This is a genomic window from Nevskia sp., from assembly GCF_023266035.1.
Classification (GTDB): Bacteria; Pseudomonadota; Gammaproteobacteria; order Nevskiales; family Nevskiaceae; genus Nevskia.
The window spans coordinates 1-17,117 of sequence record NZ_JAHFRY010000101.1 but is presented as its reverse complement, the minus strand read 5'-3'; the positions used below and the strand labels follow the sequence as shown (position 1 = coordinate 17,117).

15 protein-coding genes are annotated in these 17,117 nt (G+C 63.3%); 11 read left to right on the top strand and 4 right to left on the bottom strand.

Going from position 1 to position 17,117, the window contains the following annotated elements; all coding sequences use genetic code 11:
• Positions 1–985: acyl-CoA dehydrogenase family protein (locus Q0D45_RS15355; protein ID WP_293394554.1), on the bottom strand; the 985-nt coding region annotated here is incomplete at its 3' end.
• 169 nt (positions 986–1,154) lie between these two features.
• Here Q0D45_RS15355 and Q0D45_RS15350 point away from each other — a divergent pair.
• The 3 genes from Q0D45_RS15350 (at position 1,155) to Q0D45_RS15340 (ending at position 4,827) form a co-directional block, all read left to right on the top strand.
• Positions 1,155–2,960: an acyl-CoA dehydrogenase gene (locus Q0D45_RS15350; RefSeq protein WP_293394551.1), complete on the top strand. Its 1,806-nt coding sequence runs from the start codon at positions 1,155–1,157 to the stop codon at positions 2,958–2,960.
• 148 nt (positions 2,961–3,108) lie between these two features.
• The gene (locus tag Q0D45_RS15345) at positions 3,109–3,942 is read left to right on the top strand and encodes a HEAT repeat domain-containing protein (RefSeq protein ID WP_293394548.1); all 834 of its coding nucleotides are present in this window, start codon (positions 3,109–3,111) and stop codon (positions 3,940–3,942) included.
• 9 nt (positions 3,943–3,951) lie between these two features.
• Complete coding sequence (locus tag Q0D45_RS15340) at positions 3,952–4,827, top strand: hypothetical protein (protein WP_293394545.1); 876 nt, start codon at positions 3,952–3,954, stop codon at positions 4,825–4,827.
• On the opposite strand, the gene Q0D45_RS15335 is transcribed toward Q0D45_RS15340, so the two are convergent.
• From Q0D45_RS15335 to Q0D45_RS15325, 3 genes are all read right to left on the bottom strand, one after another.
• Complete coding sequence (locus tag Q0D45_RS15335) at positions 4,824–6,926, bottom strand: EAL domain-containing protein (protein ID WP_293394542.1); 2,103 nt, start codon at positions 6,924–6,926, stop codon at positions 4,824–4,826. The genes Q0D45_RS15340 and Q0D45_RS15335 overlap by 4 nt on opposite strands.
• A 181-nt stretch (positions 6,927–7,107) precedes the next feature.
• Positions 7,108–7,752 carry a TetR/AcrR family transcriptional regulator gene (locus tag Q0D45_RS15330; RefSeq protein WP_293394539.1) on the bottom strand — a complete coding sequence of 215 codons (645 nt, stop codon included), beginning with the start codon at positions 7,750–7,752 and terminating at the stop codon, positions 7,108–7,110.
• Position 7,753: 1 nt separating this feature from the next.
• On the bottom strand, positions 7,754–9,559 hold the full coding sequence (locus Q0D45_RS15325; protein WP_293394536.1) for an amidohydrolase family protein: 1,806 nt from the start codon (positions 9,557–9,559) through the stop codon (positions 7,754–7,756).
• A 195-nt stretch (positions 9,560–9,754) separates the two neighbouring features.
• Between Q0D45_RS15325 and Q0D45_RS15320 the strand changes: the two genes are divergently transcribed.
• The 8 genes from Q0D45_RS15320 to rlmJ form a co-directional block, all read left to right on the top strand.
• On the top strand, positions 9,755–10,237 hold the full coding sequence (locus Q0D45_RS15320) for a YHS domain-containing (seleno)protein (protein ID WP_293394533.1): 483 nt from the start codon (positions 9,755–9,757) through the stop codon (positions 10,235–10,237).
• 333 nt (positions 10,238–10,570) lie between these two features.
• The gene (locus Q0D45_RS15315) at positions 10,571–10,978 is read left to right on the top strand and encodes a hypothetical protein (RefSeq protein WP_293394530.1); all 408 of its coding nucleotides are present in this window, start codon (positions 10,571–10,573) and stop codon (positions 10,976–10,978) included.
• A complete protein-coding gene (locus Q0D45_RS15310; RefSeq protein WP_293394527.1) occupies positions 10,965–11,483 on the top strand; it encodes a hypothetical protein in 519 nt (172 codons plus the stop codon). Before Q0D45_RS15315 ends, Q0D45_RS15310 begins: the two co-directional genes overlap by 14 nt.
• Before the next feature lie 14 nt (positions 11,484–11,497).
• Entirely contained in the window at positions 11,498–12,604 is a 1,107-nt protein-coding gene (locus Q0D45_RS15305) for a hypothetical protein (RefSeq protein WP_293394524.1), read from the top strand.
• A gap of 140 nt (positions 12,605–12,744) precedes the next feature.
• Positions 12,745–13,236, top strand: coding sequence for a hypothetical protein (locus Q0D45_RS15300; RefSeq protein ID WP_293394521.1), 492 nt, complete (start codon positions 12,745–12,747; stop codon positions 13,234–13,236).
• 303 nt (positions 13,237–13,539) lie between these two features.
• A complete protein-coding gene (locus Q0D45_RS15295; protein ID WP_293394518.1) occupies positions 13,540–16,320 on the top strand; it encodes a protein kinase in 2,781 nt (926 codons plus the stop codon).
• A gap of 16 nt (positions 16,321–16,336) precedes the next feature.
• The gene (locus tag Q0D45_RS15290; protein ID WP_293394514.1) at positions 16,337–16,852 is read left to right on the top strand and encodes a hypothetical protein; all 516 of its coding nucleotides are present in this window, start codon (positions 16,337–16,339) and stop codon (positions 16,850–16,852) included.
• A gap of 66 nt (positions 16,853–16,918) precedes the next feature.
• A partial coding sequence (rlmJ, locus tag Q0D45_RS15285; protein WP_293394511.1) for a 23S rRNA (adenine(2030)-N(6))-methyltransferase RlmJ occupies positions 16,919–17,117 on the top strand: 199 nt, incomplete at its 3' end.

Genomic DNA, 17,117 nt, shown 5'->3' with positions numbered 1-17,117 from the left:
TTGCGGCGGTCGGCACGTCGAGCTTGCCGAGTGCGTACTGGGCGCTGCATTTCTCGACGAAGGCGCGGTGCACTTCGACATCGGTCTTGCACTTGGCGAGTTCGAAACGGGTGTTCTGGAAGCTGGCGATCGGGTTGCCGAAGGCCTTGCGCTCCATCGTGTACTTGATGGTCTTTTCCAGCGCGCCCTGCGCGTGGCCGACGGCGGTGACGGCGAGGGCCAGGCGCTCGCGCGGCAGTTCATCGACCAGATGACCGAAGCCGCCACCGACCCGGCCCAGCACTTCATCGGCGGAGATCTTCACGTTGTCGAAGAACAGTTCGCTGGTGTCGGCCGAGTGCAGGCCGATCTTGTCGAGATTGCGGCCGCGCTTGAAGCCGGGCAGGGCGGTGTCGAAGGTGAACAGCGTGGTGCCCTTGGCTCCCCACTTCGGGTCGGTCTTGGTCGCGAGGACCACGACGCCGGCGTGCTGGCCATTGGTGATGAAGGTCTTCGAGCCATTGATGAGGTAGCCGCCTTCACCGTCCGGCAGGGCGCTGGTCTTGATGCCCTGCAGGTCCGAGCCGGCACCCGGTTCGCTCATGCCGATGGCGCCGATGCACTCGCCGCTGGCCATCTTCGGTAGGTACTTCTGGCGCTGGAATTCAGTGCCGAGGTGAAGGATGTAGGGTGCTGCGATATCGGAATGCACCGACAGGTTCGAGGCCAGCGCCAGGAAGCCCATGCGCGCGGCTTCTTCGAGCACCACCATCGAAAATTCGAATGGCGCGCCGGCACCGCCGTACTGCTCCGGCATGTCGACGCAGAGCAGGCCGTTGGCGCCCATGTCCGTATACAGCGAGGCCGGGAACTTGCCGTCCTTCTCCCACTGCTCGTAATGCGGCTCGACGTTTTCCGCGAAGAAGCGGATGACGTTGTCGCGGAACAGTTCGAGTTCGGCGGCGTCGACGGCGGGCGCGGAGGAAGCAGGCAGGGGAGCGTTCATCAGGGGGTTCCGAGAGTACAAGTGTTGACGCAAAGGATAGCCTTGCGCTGCGGCAAAAGCAGCAGCGGAGCAGCCCGTGCCGGCATTGGGCGAGCCGCCTTGCCTTGCCGCTTCGGGCCGGCTGACATAGCGTTCGCTCGGGCCGATTCCGGCCCTGGGAGCCGATGCCATGTCCCCGCTGATCAATCGCCGCGATCTGTCGTTCCTGCTCTACGAACTGCTCGATGTCGAAGCGCTGTGTGCGCGCAGCCGCTATGCGATGCACGACCGTGACAGCTACGAAGCGGTGATCGACGCCGCGCATCGCCTGGCCGTGGAGCAGTTCCTGCCGCATGCCGCCAAGGCCGATGCTCACGAGCCGAGCTTCGATGGTCACACCGTGACCCTGATTCCCGAGGTCAAGGCGGCGCTTGCGGCCTATGTCGACGGCGGCTTTCTCAGCGCTTCCTTCGATGCCGAACTCGGCGGCCTGCAGTTGCCGTACACGATCGCTTCGGCGGTCAACGGCTTGTTCGTCGGTGCGAATTGCGGCACCGCTGCCTATCCGTTCCTGACCACGGCAGCGGCCAATCTGCTGCGCGTGCATGGCTCGCCGGAACAGAAAGCGCGCTATCTGCAGCCGATGCTGGCCGGTCGCTACTTCGGCACCATGTGCCTGTCCGAGCCGCAGGCCGGCTCCTCGCTGGCCGACATCCGCACCCGTGCCATGCCGGAAGCGGACGGCCGCTATCGCATCAGCGGCAACAAGATGTGGATCAGCGGCGGCGAGCACGAACTGGCCGACAACATCGTCCATCTGCTGCTGGCGCGGATCGACGGCGCGCCCGCCGGCACCAGGGGCATTTCGCTGTTCATCGTGCCCAAGTACCGGCTCGATGCGGATGGCAATCCCGGTCCGCGCAACGGCGTGAATCTCGCCAGCCTGAATCACAAGATGGGCTATCGCGGCACCACCAATTGCGCGCTGAATTTCGGCGACGTTGACGGCGAGCCTTGCTACGGCGAACTGGTCGGCCGCGCCAACGAAGGTCTGGCCTGCATGTTCCACATGATGAACGAGGCGCGCATCGGCGTTGGCTTGGGCGCGACCATGCTCGGCTACGCCGGTTATCGCTATTCGTTGGACTACGCGAAGACCCGGCTGCAGGGGCGGCTGGCCTCGAACCGCGATCCCGCGTCGAAGCCGGTGGCGATCATCGAGCACAGTGACGTGCGGCGAATGCTGCTGGCGCAGAAGGCTTACGTCGAAGGTGGCCTGGCGCTCGGGCTGTATTGCGCGAGCCTGATCGACGAACAGGCCACGGCCGAGACCGCCGAAGCGCGTGCCGAAGCCGGGCTGCTGCTGGACATCCTGACGCCGATCGCCAAGGCCTGGCCGTCCGAGTGGTGCCTGGAAGCGAACAAGCTGGCGATCCAGGTGCTCGGCGGCTACGGCTACACGCGCGACTATCCGGTCGAACGCCTGTATCGCGACAACCGCCTGAACCCGATCCACGAAGGCACCAACGGCATCCAGGCGCTCGATCTGCTCGGCCGCAAGGCGCTGATGAACAACGGGGCAGCACTGAAGCTGCTGCTGTCGCGGATCGTGGCGACGGCTCAAGCGGCTGGCGAGATCACGGCTTTGGCCGAGCATGCCCAGGCGCTGGCCGCCGCGGTGGCCCGTATCGCGGGGACCACGCAACGGCTCGCGGCCGTCGCCCAGCGTGGCGAAACAGAGCTGTTCCTCGCCAATGCCAGCAGCTATCTGGACCTGGTCGGCCACACGGTCATCGCCTGGCTGTGGCTGCGTCAGGCCTGCGTCGCGCAGCTTGCGTTGGCCTCGGCTTCGGCGGCTGATGCCGCTTTCTACACCGGCAAATTGCAGACCTGCCGCTGGTTCTTCCGCCACGAATTGCCGAAGACCTTGACGCAGGCGGCGCTGCTCGACAGCCTCGACGACACGGTGCTGACGATGGACTTGGCAGGGTTTTAGCGTCGAAGGTTCATGATCTGGCTGCACAAGATCAAGAAAATGTAACTGTTTGCTGGCGTCGCTCCAGTGGACCGGCTTAAATGCGGTGACTACGAGGCGGCTTTTTCGCCCGAACCCGGATGCCTTCTACGCATCAATGATCGTCCCGATGCCCATGATCGCTGCGTTCGCAGAGCATGTTCGCGAACGCTACAAACCGGACCAGCCCGAGTCGTTCTGGGCCTGTACGCCGCTGTTCCGTCGTCTGGCCGATCCGACCTTCGCCGGGCAGATGATCAATCACACGCTGCATGCGCTGAGCTGTGATCCGTCCCAATTCGGCCACTGGGCCGGCGATTGGTCGGCCCGGCAGATCGTGCTGGTGCGCGAGCCGGCGTGGACCTTGTCGCTGCAGCTGATCGACAAGCCGCACCGCTACATCCACAGCTCGCCTTCACATCTGTTGATCACGGCGCTGAGTGGGCTGCCGTTGAGCGGCGAGCTTTACGATCTGCCGCCCGGTTACGACAACGCAGTGTTCGATCCTTCGCTGAAGCTGGTGCCTGCCGGCCCCTTCAAGCTCGCAGCCGGCGAGATCCTTGCCATCGATGCCGATTGTCATGTGGCCGATTTCCGCGTCGAGCGGCCGATGATGTTGCTGAAGCTGGCGACCGCGCCGGTGCAGACCCTGGAGTGGCTGTTCAGCAAGGGCACCTTGCACCCCTGGCAGGCCAATGACGCCGATGCCGCGATGACCAATCTGAGAGTCGGTGCCTATGTGCTCGGCCGTCTCGCCCACCAGTCGTCGCTGGAGCCGATCAAGGCGCTGACCGCGCATGCCAACCAGAACGTACGCTGGGCGGCGATCCAGAGCCTGGGGCGCCTGAGCCGCGTGGAAGCGCAGAAGGTGCTGCGGGCCGCACTCGATGATCCGCATCCCACGGTGCGTCACGCGGCGAAGCAGGTGATCGACGAGGCTGAGCAGCCGGTACGGAAGCGCTGAGCCATGGCCATGACGCTGACCTCAGCAACCCAGAAAAGCGCCAGCATCGAGGAGTTCATCGAGCACCTCGAACAGAACCGCATCGATCCGCGCGATCTCGACAGCATCGCCAGCGCAGCGCCGATGCTCAGCGCACTGACCAATGATCGCGAGCTGATCGTGCGGCCACTGAACCAGTATCTGAAGCTCGGCTTCAAGGGTTCGATGCCCGGCCTCGAACAGGCGATTCCGCTCGGCCAGCACGGCCACTTCCGACTGCGCGCCAACGTCTGGCCATCGACTGCCGACATCACCGCCGGCCGGGTGCTGCCGGATCAGCTCGCCTACGACCACGCGCACGACCACAACTTCCATTTCATGACCATTGCCTACTTCGGCACCGGCTATGTCACGGAGATCTACGAGTACGACTACGAACGGGTCGAGGGTTACATCGGCGAGATGGTCGAACTGCGCTTTCTGGAGCGCACCCAGTTCTCGGCCGGCCGGGCCATGCTGTACCGCGCCAGCCGCGATCTGCATATCCAGTTCCCGCCGGAGGATCTCAGCATCACCTTGAGCCTGATGACCGATCTGCCCGAACTGCGCAGCCGCGACCAGTTCTACTTCGACCTGCAGCACCGCACGATCAGCGGCTTCGCACCGCCTTCGGAAACCTCGCGGCGGATCGACATCATCACCATGGCCGGGCAGGCCGGTAATGACGACACCTGCCAGACGCTCAACGATCTGGCACAGAGCCACCCCTGCAGGCGCACCCGGCTGGCCGCCTATGAAGCGCTGGTGCGCTTGCGGCCTGCCGAGGCGGTAGGAATCTGGGAGCGTGCCGCGGGTGACAGTGCCGCGCTGGTGGCCAACGAGGCGCGGGCGCGGCTGGCGGGCTAGCGAATGCCGACGGTGACCGGTTCGCGCGCCGCCACGGCGGTGGCATGGGCATCCATGCCGTTCTCCTCGAAGGCCACGGCCCAGGTTTCGAAATCGGCGGCCGGCAGGGCTCGCGTGAAGTAGAAGCCCTGCTGCAACTTGCAGCCAAGAATGCGCAGCTGGCGCATCTGTGCGGTGTTCTCCACACCTTCGGCGATCACCCCGAGATCGAGATTCTGGGCCAAGGTCAGCGTCGCCGAAACGATCGCCAGCGCCTGCTTGGAAGCGCCCATCGACGTCACGAACTGGCGATCGATCTTGATCTTGTCGATCGGCAGCCGCTGCAGGTAGCTGAACGAGGAATAGCCGGTGCCGAAGTCGTCGAGGCCGATGCGGAAGCCGAGGCGCTTGATCTCGGTCAGCATCGTGTGGCTGTACTCGGTGGAGTCGAGCAGGGCACTTTCGGTCAGCTCGAAATCGATCAGCCGCTCGCGCGAGCCCGGTGCGCTGCTGAAGCCGCGCAGCAGTTGCAGGATGCGGCCATCGTGCACCTGGCGGACCGACAGGTTTACCGACACCCGAAGGCGACGGTTCTTGGCGGCCCAGATCTGCGCCTGTTCGTGCGCCTTGATCAGGCACAGCTCACCCAGCTGGTTGATCAGGCCCGAATCTTCGGCGACCTGGATGAACTCGCTCGGCGGCATCAAGCCGTTTTCGGGATGGCGCCAGCGCAGCAGGGCTTCGGCCCCGACCACCAGCCCCTTCTCGACATCGACCACCGGCTGGTAGAACGGCTCGAACTCGTCCCGCTCCAGGCCACGGCGAATCTCGCTGGCCAGGGCCAGTTGCCGGCGCATGGTGCCGGTCAGTTGCGCCGAGGCGAAACGGGCGTTGTTGCGGCCGTTCTTCTTGGCGACGAACATCGCTGCATCGGCGCTGGCGATGATCTGCTCGGCGGTTTCGCCATCGCCGGGAAACACGGCAATGCCGATCGACACCGACATGTTCAGCAGGTGATCGCCGAACGGATAGCTTTCGGCGAGGCCGCGCAGCAGGCAATCGGCCTGTTCGCGCAGCGGGGTTTCGAGCGCGCTGCCGGCATCGAGGCCATCGACGGTGATCGTGAACTTGTCGCCGCCGTGCCGGCACAGCAGCGCGCCGGGCGGCATGAAGCGGTGCAGGCGTGCGGTTGCTTCGCAGAGATAGCGGTCGCCGGCCTTGTGGCCGAACTTGTCGTTGACGGCGCGGAAGTTATCGAGATCGACATAAAACAGCGCCACCGGTTCGCGGGTCTGCCGCGAGCGGTCGATCGATCGCTGCAGCGTCTCTTCGAGCCGGGCACGGTTGCCGAGGCCGGTCAGCGGATCCTGGTAGGCGAGCCGGCGCAGGCGTTCGGCCTGATCGCGGAACTGGCGCAGCGCCACGGCCATGTCGCCAAACTCGTCGGGGCGGATCGGCGGCAGATCGATGTCGATTTCGCCGGCATTGACCTGGCGGATGGCGTTGGTGGTCGCCTGCAACGGCCGGATCACCGAGCGGACGATGCCAAGCGTCATCAGCACGCCAAGCAGGCAGGCACCGATGATGACAGCGGCAGACAGGCGCACCAGGTCCTTGAGCCGACTGTGTTCGGCGGCCTGCAGGTCCCCGGCGCGCGCCTGCTCGCGCTTGCTGGCGGATTGGAGGGTTTCATCGATCAGATCGATGCGCTGCTGCAGGGCCGAAAGCAGCGGTGTTGCCTGCCCGCCGCCAGCGGTTGCGGCATTGATGGCCCGCACCGACAAGCCATCGATCTCGTCGCTCGCGGTTTCGATCAGCCGGGCGCTGATCGGATCGCTTGCCGACAGCTTGAGCAGCTCCCCGTCGAAGCTCGCCTTGGCCTCCTGCTGAGCTTTTCTCGCGAGGGCCTGCTGCGTCCGGTTCGCGCTCAGGATGGCGGCATACAGCTGACCGCTGTGCTGGCGCACCAGACCCATCGCCTGTTGAGCGGCGTAGATGGTTTCGAAGCGCGCGAATTGCTGCTGCCACGCGACGCTTGCTTCCTGGTCGCGCAGGACCCCGGAACCGACCACCAGACTGGCGCCGCCCAACACCGCGACCAGACCCAGGCAAAGGGTCATCAGTCGGGTTCTGACGCTGAAAGTCGGTCTGTTCATCCGGGTAGGCGCGTGCCGGCTGGGGTGCGTTCGGCCTCGCGCGAAATGACAGCAAGACTCTGCCTGGATGATAGATCAATGACGCCGGAAGTCGCGTGACTCAAAGACCCCAAGATATCTGCATTAATGCAGGGGTTGCTCGGTTTCAGGACAGCGGCGCCGCGCCGCTCAGCAAAGGCCGCAACTGGGTCAGCAGCCATTCGAGGCGACGGTCTTCGGCGGCGGCATCGTGGCGCAGGAAGCGGTCGACGCCCTCGCCGTGAAACAGCGTGACCATGGTGTCGACGATCACCGCGAAATCCGGCAGCGCCCGAGCCGCTTCCGGCAGCAGCAATGTGGCCAGCGCCTGATCCTCGGTGGCGCGGCGGCGCCATAGCGGCAGCAGCGCTTCATGGAGCGCCGTATCGGTACGAGCGGCGATCAGCAGCTCGAACCAGGCTTGATGCAGCGGCGAGCGAACATTGGCGCGCAGCACGTCGAGCGCCAGCCGCAGTTCGTCCTCGCGGCTGGCACGCAGGCGCAGGAAATCGCTCCGATACAACTCACGCAGACCGCGTTCGACGTCCTCGGCCACCGCGATCAGCAACTGCAGCCGGGTCGCGTAATGCCGGAACAGCGCGCCCTGCGACAGCCCGGCGCGGCTGCAGATGTCCTGCACCGTGGTCCGGTAATAGCCCACCTCGATCAAGGCCGCCGTGGCGGCATCGAGCAGCCGCCGCGTGGTGCCAGCCCGGCGCTCGGCCTGGCTGCGGCGGGCCGGGATCGCCGCGATCTTGGTGTGGTCCTGCATCTCAGGCGGCGCGGGCGAATGCAGGACGGGCGTCCACCGCACGCGCCGGAATCTCGCCGGCCCGCAGGAAGCGGCCATACCCAGGTTCGTTGCCGAAGTCCGGCGCGAACGTCGTCTGCCGGTAAGCCACACGGCCGTTGATGATGGTTGCCGTCACCGCAGCATCGTTGCGATTGACCATGCGCGCCACGCCGCCGAATTCCGGCATCGGTGCTTCGGCGTAGGCGGCGAGGCTGTCGTCGAGTCCGCGCGGATTGATGATGGCGATATCGGCGCGATCTCCGAGGCGCAGATGTCCGGCGTCGATGCCGAACCAGTCGCCGAGCTCGCCGCTGAGCCGCCAGACCGCCATTTCCAGACTCATGAAGGCCCGGCCTTCGGCTTGCGCATCGTTGACCAGCTTCAGCATGCGCAGCGGGAAGTTGTAGAACGCCATGTTGCGGATGTGGGCACCGGCGTCGGAGAACGACAGGATCGCGCCCTTTTCCTGGACGATCGCTTCGAGCCGGTGCTTGCGGTAGTTGCCGATCGTGGTCTTCCAGCGCAGCGCCTTGCCATGGGCGACCACCAGATCGAGAAAGGCATCGACCGGATGGATGCCGCGGGCGTCGGCCACCTCGCCGAAGCTCTTGCCGACGACGCTGGCATCCGGGCAGCCGACGATCGCCGCATCGTGGAAATCGCGATGCCAGACTCTGGGCGTCAGCTTCGATTCGTAGTTCTTGCGGAACCAGCGGCGGTAGCTTTCATCCTGCAGCAGCTTGTTGCGCTCGATTTCGTCGGCCAGATGCAGCGCCGCTTCGCCGGCACCGAACTCTTCGAAGATGACCAGATCGATGCCATCGGCATGCACCTCGAACGGGCAGGGCAGCGCCTGCCAGCGGAAATCGGCACCGAGAAAGCGGTTGCAGAAGTGGGCGAGCTTGCCGACCACTCTATGCAGCAGACCGTTCGATTTCACATCCATCAAGGTGATCAAGGTCGTCTTCAGCGGTTTGCGGAACCAGCCGAAACTGGCGAACAGAAACGCGAACATGTTGATCTTGGTGACGATGTCCGGCGCGCCCTGGTGAATGCGGCCGCGCCGTCTGAGGATGCGATTCAGCTGCGCGTATTCGCGCCACTTCGCATAGGTGGTCGGCAGGCTTTTGCTGCGCTCGCGGTCACCGTCGAGCTTGTCCCACTTGGTGGTCATCGTCGACAGGCCGAGCAGGCCGACATCCAGGCCTTCCTCGAGCACCGCTTCCATCCGCTGCATCTCGGCGGCAGTCGGCTGCACCTGCTTGTCGACAGCCCGCGACAGACCCATCACCGACACCCGCAGATCCGAGTGACCGAGAAACGCGGTGACGTTCGGGCCCAGCGGCATCTGTTCGAGATGGGCGACGTAGCCGCGCGGCGTGTTCCAGGTCTTGGTCCGCTTCAAGAGCGGCAGCACCTGCTCGCGCGGGATCGATTCGACGCGAGTGAACAGGTCCGAACAGTCCTCGGCATCGGAGCAGACCATGCCGATCGAGCAGGAGCCGAAGGTCACCGTGGTCACGCCGTGACGCACGCTCTCCGTCAGGCCCGGGCCGGCGAGCAGTTCGGCGTCGTAGTGCGTGTGGGTGTCGAGAAAGCCGGGCATCACCCACTGGCCCGCGGCATTGATGACGTCGGGGCAGCCGGTCTCGTCGAGCGGTGCCGCCGAGACTGCGACCAAGTAGCCGTCACGAATGCCGAGATGGCGGATCGCCGACGGCGCGCCGCTGCCATCGAAATGACGGCCGTTGTTGATGATCAGGTCAAACGCTGCGTTCGCAGTCATGGTGCTCACTCCGCTGGGGCCGCTGTGAGCAGACACCATATGAAAGATAGAGAGTGAATACAATCTAAACTTGGCGGGTCATGAACGATCGGTAGCAAAAGCCGGACGCCGCCAACTGGCTGCTGCTGTCAGGCACGAGGATCATGCAGTCCATCAAGAGCGGACCTTGTTCTGCATTTTTCAGGAGTGAACATCATGAATTCGATCAAACGTTTCGCCGGGACCTTGCTGCTGAGCCTGGCCGCTGTGGGCCCGGCTTTGGCCGCGCCGGTGATCAATACCTTCGGCGAAGGCGGCGGCTACTTCAGCGATCCGAAGCGCACCGACACTGCAATCCGCGGTTATGACCCGGTGGCCTACTTCATCGACGGCAAGCCGGTGAAGGGCAGCGACCAGTTCGTCCACGAATGGATGGGGGCGAAGTGGCAGTTCGCCAGTCAGGACCATCTCGACAAGTTCAAGGCCGAGCCGGCCAAGTACGCGCCGCAGTACGGCGGCTACTGCGCCTATGGCATCGCCGAGGGCCACGCGGTGAAGATCGAGCCGGATCAGTGGACGATCGTCGACGGCAAGCTCTATCTGAACTACGACGCAGACGTTTCCAAGAAGTGGAAGCTGGACAAGGCCGGCTACATCAAGAAGGCCGATGCCAGCTTCGATACCGTGATCAAGAAGTAGCGCGGATCGTCATCGACGGCACCTTTCGGAGCAGCCAGCATGGACGTTGGCATTGTCACGTTAGAATATTGTTCAAATAACGCCCGCTTATCAGCAAATCCGCCAGTGTTTTGCGCGCTCCGATCAAAGCCATCAGGCGTGGCAATCGGAGCCGCAGGCAGGATCGAGCATGAAATCGGACCTCCCGGGTATAGCCCGTGCTGCGTCCTTGGCGGCAAAGTTGTTCATAACGGCGCACAGGGCGCTCGTGCGGAGTTGTCACGGATGCGAGACCGTTTTCTGGGAGGCCTTTATCGCCTTATGGACAGCCCTCTGGGCGCAGTCCTGGGTGCGATGGTCTACGGCCTTTGGGCGTTCTTCGTGAATCGCCATGTCGGCTGGCCGCACGCGGCCGTGATCGGCCTCACGCACTGGATGATGAGCGTGATCATCACCATGAGCTGCGTGGTGCTGATGCGCACGCTGTTCTGGCTGCCCAGCACGCCGAAGCGCGGTGCTGCGCTGTCGATCACCGGCAGCCTGACCTTGACCTACACCCTGCTGATCAGCGTGCATCTGTTCATCGGCACGCCGAGTATTTTGCTGACACTGGCGCCAGGCTTGGCGCCGACGATCGGATTCGCCGTTACCTATGCAATGTTGATGTACCGCGAGAATGCCGATGTCACCTGGACCCTGGCGCTGAACCGCTGCCAGCCCACGTCTCTGGCACCGCTCGGAGGTCCGCATGCACGCGCGTGATCCCCTCGGCCGTGCCGTGGTCTATGCCATCGACATGCTGCATCAGGGCGCCGGCATCGCCGAAATCGCCGAGCGTGCGGGCCTGCGTTTCGAGGAGCAGATCGGCCCCCATCTGCGCCACATCATCGAGCACTACGAAGTGCTGCTCGCCGGCATCGATCAAGGCGTCGTCGACTACGACAACCGTGGCCGGGATCGTAGTGTCGAGCGTGATCCGGCGATTGCCAAGGCGCGTTGCGAACGGCTTGCCGAAGGCCTGAAGAAAAGACTTGATCGTCCCTGGCCGGAAACGCTCGCTGTGGCGTTCGATGGCGGTGTGACGGGCGATGACCGCTTCGTCAGTGGCTCGACGCCCTTGCGCGAACTGCTGTTTGTCGCCGGCCACGCCGTTCACCACTACGCGCTGCTGCGTCTGGTGCTCAAGCCGCAGGGTTTGACCTTGCCCGAGAGTGTCGGCAAGGCGGCGGCGACGATTCGCTACGAGCGCGAACACAAGGCTTCTTGATGAAGTCGCCCTCGATGATCAGTCCGGCGGCCGAGCAGGTCGCATCTGCAGGCTTTCAAACGACCCTCCGCGATCGGCTCGGCATCAAGCTGTCGCGACTCGGCCGTTGGGAATTCTGGCCGGCCTGGGCGTTCTATCCGCCGATCGTCGCCTACATCTTTGCCCGCTCGGCGCGCGCCACGCCGTTCATGGCGGTGACGGCAGCGAATCCATGTCTGAAGGCCAGCGGCATCATCGGCGAAACCAAGCAGGACGCGCTGCGACCGCTGCTGGCCAACGCACCGGACTACGTCGCCGAATTCACGATGCTGCCGGTCGCCCAGCCTCTGGCCGAACGTATCGAAGCGCTGCGTGGCTTCGTCGAAGCAGGGCCGGGTTATCCGATCGTGCTGAAACCGGATATCGGCCAGCGCGGCCGTGGTGTCGCCGTGATTCGCAACGAGGAACAGGCGGCCGATTATCTCGCCGCTGTGCTCGATGATGTCGTTCTTCAACGGCACATCAGCGGCGCCGAGTTCGGCGTCTTCGTCTATCGCGATCCGAAGACCGCGCGAGTCGAGCTGCTGTCGATCGTCAACAAGTGCTTTCCGACCGTGACTGGCGATGGTCACCGCTCGCTCGGCGAACTGATTCTCGATGATCCGCGCGCACGGCTGATCGCTCCCGGCTTGTTCGAGCGCTTTGCCGCAAGGCTCGATGAAGTTCCGGCCACTGATGTCGTCGTGCCGCTGGTCGAGATCGGCGCCCACTGCCGCGGCTCGCTGTTTCTCGACGGCCATCAGTTCAAGACCGAGCCATTGCGACTGGCGATGACCGCGATCGTCGATGCCGTGCCCGGCTATCACTTCGGCCGTATCGATCTCCGTTGCCCGGATGACGAGGCCTTGCGCGAAGGACGCGGTATCAAGGTGATGGAGATGAATGGCGTCACCGCCGAATCGGCCCACATCTACCATCCGGGCACGCCGCTGCTCGACGGCTGGAAGGCGATGATCGCGCAGTGGAAGCTGGCGATCGAAATCGGTGAAGCGAATGCGGCGAACGGCGCAGCGACGATCAGCTTCATCGAATTGCTGAAGCTCTGGCGCGCCGACATGAAGCGCGGTGAACGCTGGTTCTGACCGGGCTGCGCTCGGCCGAACCATCCGCGTGAACGATCGGTAGCAAAGCCTGTACGCAGGCCACTGGCCGCGCTTGCTGCCGACGCGCAAGCTGTCTGCATCCGGCCCTTGCGGCCCATCGCTGCCACAGGAGCCTGCTCATGGACTTCATCAGGAAACACGCGATCAAGCTGCCGGCGCTGTTCGTCTGCTTCGTGTTCGTGCAATCGCTGTTCTTCAAGTTCGCCCGCAACGTCGAAACCATCTACATCTTCGAAGAGAAGCTCGATCCCTGGGCCGCCAGCCTCGGCTTCCCCGGCCTGTTCGCGCCGGGTGGCCTGTTCAGCGCCTATGTCGTCGGCTCTGCCGAATTGGTTGCATCGAGCCTGATCCTGTTCGGCACCTTGACCGCCCGGCCGCGCATCCAGGGCCTCGGCGCATTGCTCGGCCTGGGCGTGATCAGCGGCGCGATCTTCTTCCATCTGTTCACGCCGCTCGGGGTATCGGTGCGCAATGCCGATGGCAGCTTCGATGGTGGTCAGCTGTTCGCGATGGCCTGCCTGGTCTGGGTCTGCTGTCTGGGCATCGTCGTCCTGCGTCGCGATGCGCTGCTGGAGCTGATCGGCCTTCGTCGTCCGATGATGCCGGCCTGAGTGCGCGAAACCGGACTCGGCACTGATGGGCGCGGTTTATACGAAAAGAGTTCTGGTTGGTAGTCCCCTTGGATTGTGCGCCAAGTCTCAGATCGGGCCGCTACAAGCCTCGCTTAGTACAGCCCACACAGCGAAGATCGATGAACAGGTGATGCTCGTCTCAGTTGCAGTGAAATAAAGACTTTCTGCAGCCCTAAAGGCTGGCGTGGCATCGGGAAACGCCAAGCTTGATCGGCATCATCCGCTTCACCATCGCAGTAGAAAAATCAGACGAGCCCAAACGCTCGCAAACAGGGTCAGGGGATGTCGAAAAAGGCACCACCAGAGTTCGGCGACGAGTCGGGTCCGTCGCCGCACAGCGCGCGCTGGCGTTTTGGTGGGTTCGAACTCGACGAAACCCGGCGTGAACTGCGCCTGCGCGGCGAACTGCTGAAGATCGAAGCCAAGCCGTTGAACCTGCTGATGCTGCTGCTTCGCCACCCCGGCGAAATGATCACCAAGAATGATCTGATCGATGCGCTATGGGCTGGCCGCATCGTCAGCGAAGCCGTGCTCGGCAATTGTGTCGCCAAGCTGCGTCAGGTGCTCGGCGACGATGGCGCGGCCCTGATCAAGACGGTATTCGGCTTCGGCTATCGTTTCGATGTCGAAGCCCAACTGTTGTCGGACCACACCGTCACCATCGCGCCGCCTAAACTCGCCTTCCAGCCCGGCGACGCACCGCCGATGCGCCCGAACTGGAAACTGATCCGCCGCCTCGGCCGCTCGGGCGACAGCTGGCTGGCCGAACACACCAAGACCCGCGCCCAGCGGGTGTTCAAGTTCACCACCGAACTGCATGGCCTATCGGCTCTGAAGCGGGAAGTCACCGTCTACCGCCTGCTGCACGAAAGCCTGGGCGACAAGGCCTGCTACGTCGATCTGCTGGACTGGAACTTCGACGAGCCCCCCTGGTTCATCGAAGCCGAATACTGTGCCGCCGGCAGCCTGCAGGAATGGTTCACCGCTCGCGGTGGCGTCGAGCGCATCCCGCTGTCGGCCCGCCTGGAACTGATCGCCCAGATCGCCGAAGCGCTGGCCGACATTCACGCCGTCGGCGTGCTGCACAAGGACCTGAAGCCGGCCAACGTCTTCGTCGTCCTCGACAACGACGGCCAGCCGACCATCCGCCTCGCCGATTTCGGCAGCAGCCGCCTGTACGACTCCGAATACCTGGCCCGCCTGCAGATCACCAAGCTCGGCTTCACCCAGGTGCTGGACCCGAACCAGGGCGAATCCAGCGGCACCCCGCTATACCTTGCACCGGAAGTGCTGGCCGGCCAGCCGGCGACGGTCAAAGCCGACATCTACGCCCTCGGCGTGATGCTCTACCAGTTCGTCACCGGCAATCTGTCGCGCCGGCTCGAAGCCGGCTGGGAAGCGGCGGTGGACGACGAAATCCTCCGCGAAGACATCAACGCCGCCGCCGATGGCGATGCGCAACGACGCCTCGCCGATCCGCGTGAACTGGCCCGCAGACTGCGGGCGATCGAAGCTCGTCGACTGGCCCGCAAGGCGGAACATGCGGCAAAAGAGAAAGCCGAACGGACTGCCCGTGCGCTGGAGCGCATCAAGGCCCGCCGCGTTGGTCTGATGGCTGCGTTCGCTGCGCTTACCATCGGCTTCGTCGTCAGCGCTTGGCTGTATGTCGACGCCCGCAAGGCCAGAGAGGTTGCCGAGGCCGAAGCCAGTCGTGCGGAAAGTGAAGCATCCAGAGCGCGCGCGGTCGGGGAGTTTCTGGCGGGCGGCATGTTCGCGAGTATCAATGAGGATGTGAAAAAGGTTCGTGATCTGTCGGTCAAGGAGCTGGTCGATCGAGCGGTCGCTCGCGTTCCGTCACAGTTCGAGTCCGATCCGGCGGTGAAGGCAGAATTGCATGCTGCGTTGGGTGGGGCTTATGCCGCGCTTGAGTACGACCAGGCAGCGCAAGAACAGTTGACTGAGGCAGATACGCTGCTCATTCGCACGTTTGGTGAGTCGTCGCCGAAACGGATTCCGCTTGCAGTGCGGCGCATCACGCTGAGCTTCAATTCCGGGCAGCTACTTCATGACCTGCCGGCTTTTGAAGGGCTGGCCGCACGGGTAAAGACGCCAGATACCGAGTCGATCCTGGCGTTCGACCGCCTGCAGATGGAACTGCTGCGTGCCCAAGGCTATCTCGGTCGGCATGACAAGGCGGTGCAGACCGCTCGCCGGTTATTGAAAACGAACGCCTCTGAAGACCCGCTTTTCAGATTCGGTGTCGAACGGTTGCTGGGCAATGCACTGTTCGAGATTTCTGACTTGCATGCTGCGCATAAGGCATTGCTATCGGCTCAGGCATCGGAAGTAAAGAGTTTGGCGGCAGGCACGGTTTCCCGCCCATCGATCGGTCTGCTGTGCAATCTGGCAATAGTGGAGATCGAACTGGGCCTGATCGAATCTGCGGAGACCCATGTGCGCAGCGCAGAAAAAGCCGCTTCCGAATGGTTGCGTCCCGGGTCGGGTTGGCCCAACTACATTCAACTGCTGAAAGCCAAGCTGATGTATCAGCATGGCGATACTGCGGATGCCGTCGCTGCTATGGAAGCTGCCTTAGCAGCCATTCGGGCTGATTACGAGAACGGCACCGATCATTCGGCGTGGCTATCGATCTATCTCGCCGAGATCTACAACTACGAACGTCGCTACGAAGAAGCGAACCAGTTGACTGCGCATATCATCGAATCTCTCTCGACATTGATTGCGCCCGACAGCATTCAGATCGACAGGGTCAAGCAGGAGCAAGCCATCGCTTTGGCAGGGCTTGGGCGAAAGGTACAGGCAGACGCCCTGCTGGCGGAGGTTGATCGAGAAGTCGATGTCGCCATGCCGCGCACTAGCCCATTCTTTCTTCGCTCCGAGGTGGCACGCCAGAAGCTGCTCCGCCTCGATCCTGGTGTGTCCTCAATGGACCAAGCCGCTAAGAAGCTGTCGAGGAAGCTTTCAGAGGAGTTTTATGCAGAGCACCCTTTGGTAAAGGAGGCCATGTGGCCGGATATTCATGTCGCTCGATCGCAGCAATGACCGCAGGAGTTAAGAAATGTCGATGACCCCGCAGGATCTGGCCGTAATCCAAGCTGATACAGATGTTCGGTACTGGTTGGATTCGCTACGCATCGTTAATGGAAACCAGAAGAATCTGGTCGCGGCGATCGTCGGAACGGGCGTTCTGCTTCCTCAGATAGCCAAGCTATCGGTTCGATTCGATCTCGTCGTTGGGAAGAATGACCTATCACGTCCTCAGCAATACCCAAGGCCAGATGGTCCGATCAGAGGTGTTCTGATCGGCACTAATCATCTGGATACTGTCAGTGCCGCGGTTGCGATACTCATGAATACGAATGTCGATGTTCAGAAGGCTCTGATGCTATGCGAGCTTACGGCCAGTGAAATCAACGGCACGCGTATGGCAATTGTCGCGAGCGCTTTGAAGAACGGTTTTTCACAGGCGGACGCACTGCTCTACGGACTGGTGTTCGATCTCAACTACATCGTCGGCCTAAGTGGGTTGGGTGGGTGCACCCACCCCAACTGCCCGGGAGTCAGATACGCCTAAGCAAGTGTCATCGTGGGATCATGTCAGCCCGCGCTTGCGGCCTGACATGACCTCTACTTCAGTTTTATGCACTACCGCCACCACTACCACGCCGGCAACTTCGCCGATGTGTTCAAGCATGTCCTGGTCACCGGGCTGCTGACTGCGCTCAGCCGCAAGGACAAGCCTTGGGCTTTTGTCGATACCCATGCCGGTGCCGGCGATTACGATCTGGGTGATCCGGTGTCCGATCGCACGGGCGAGTGGCGCGATGGCATCGGGCGCT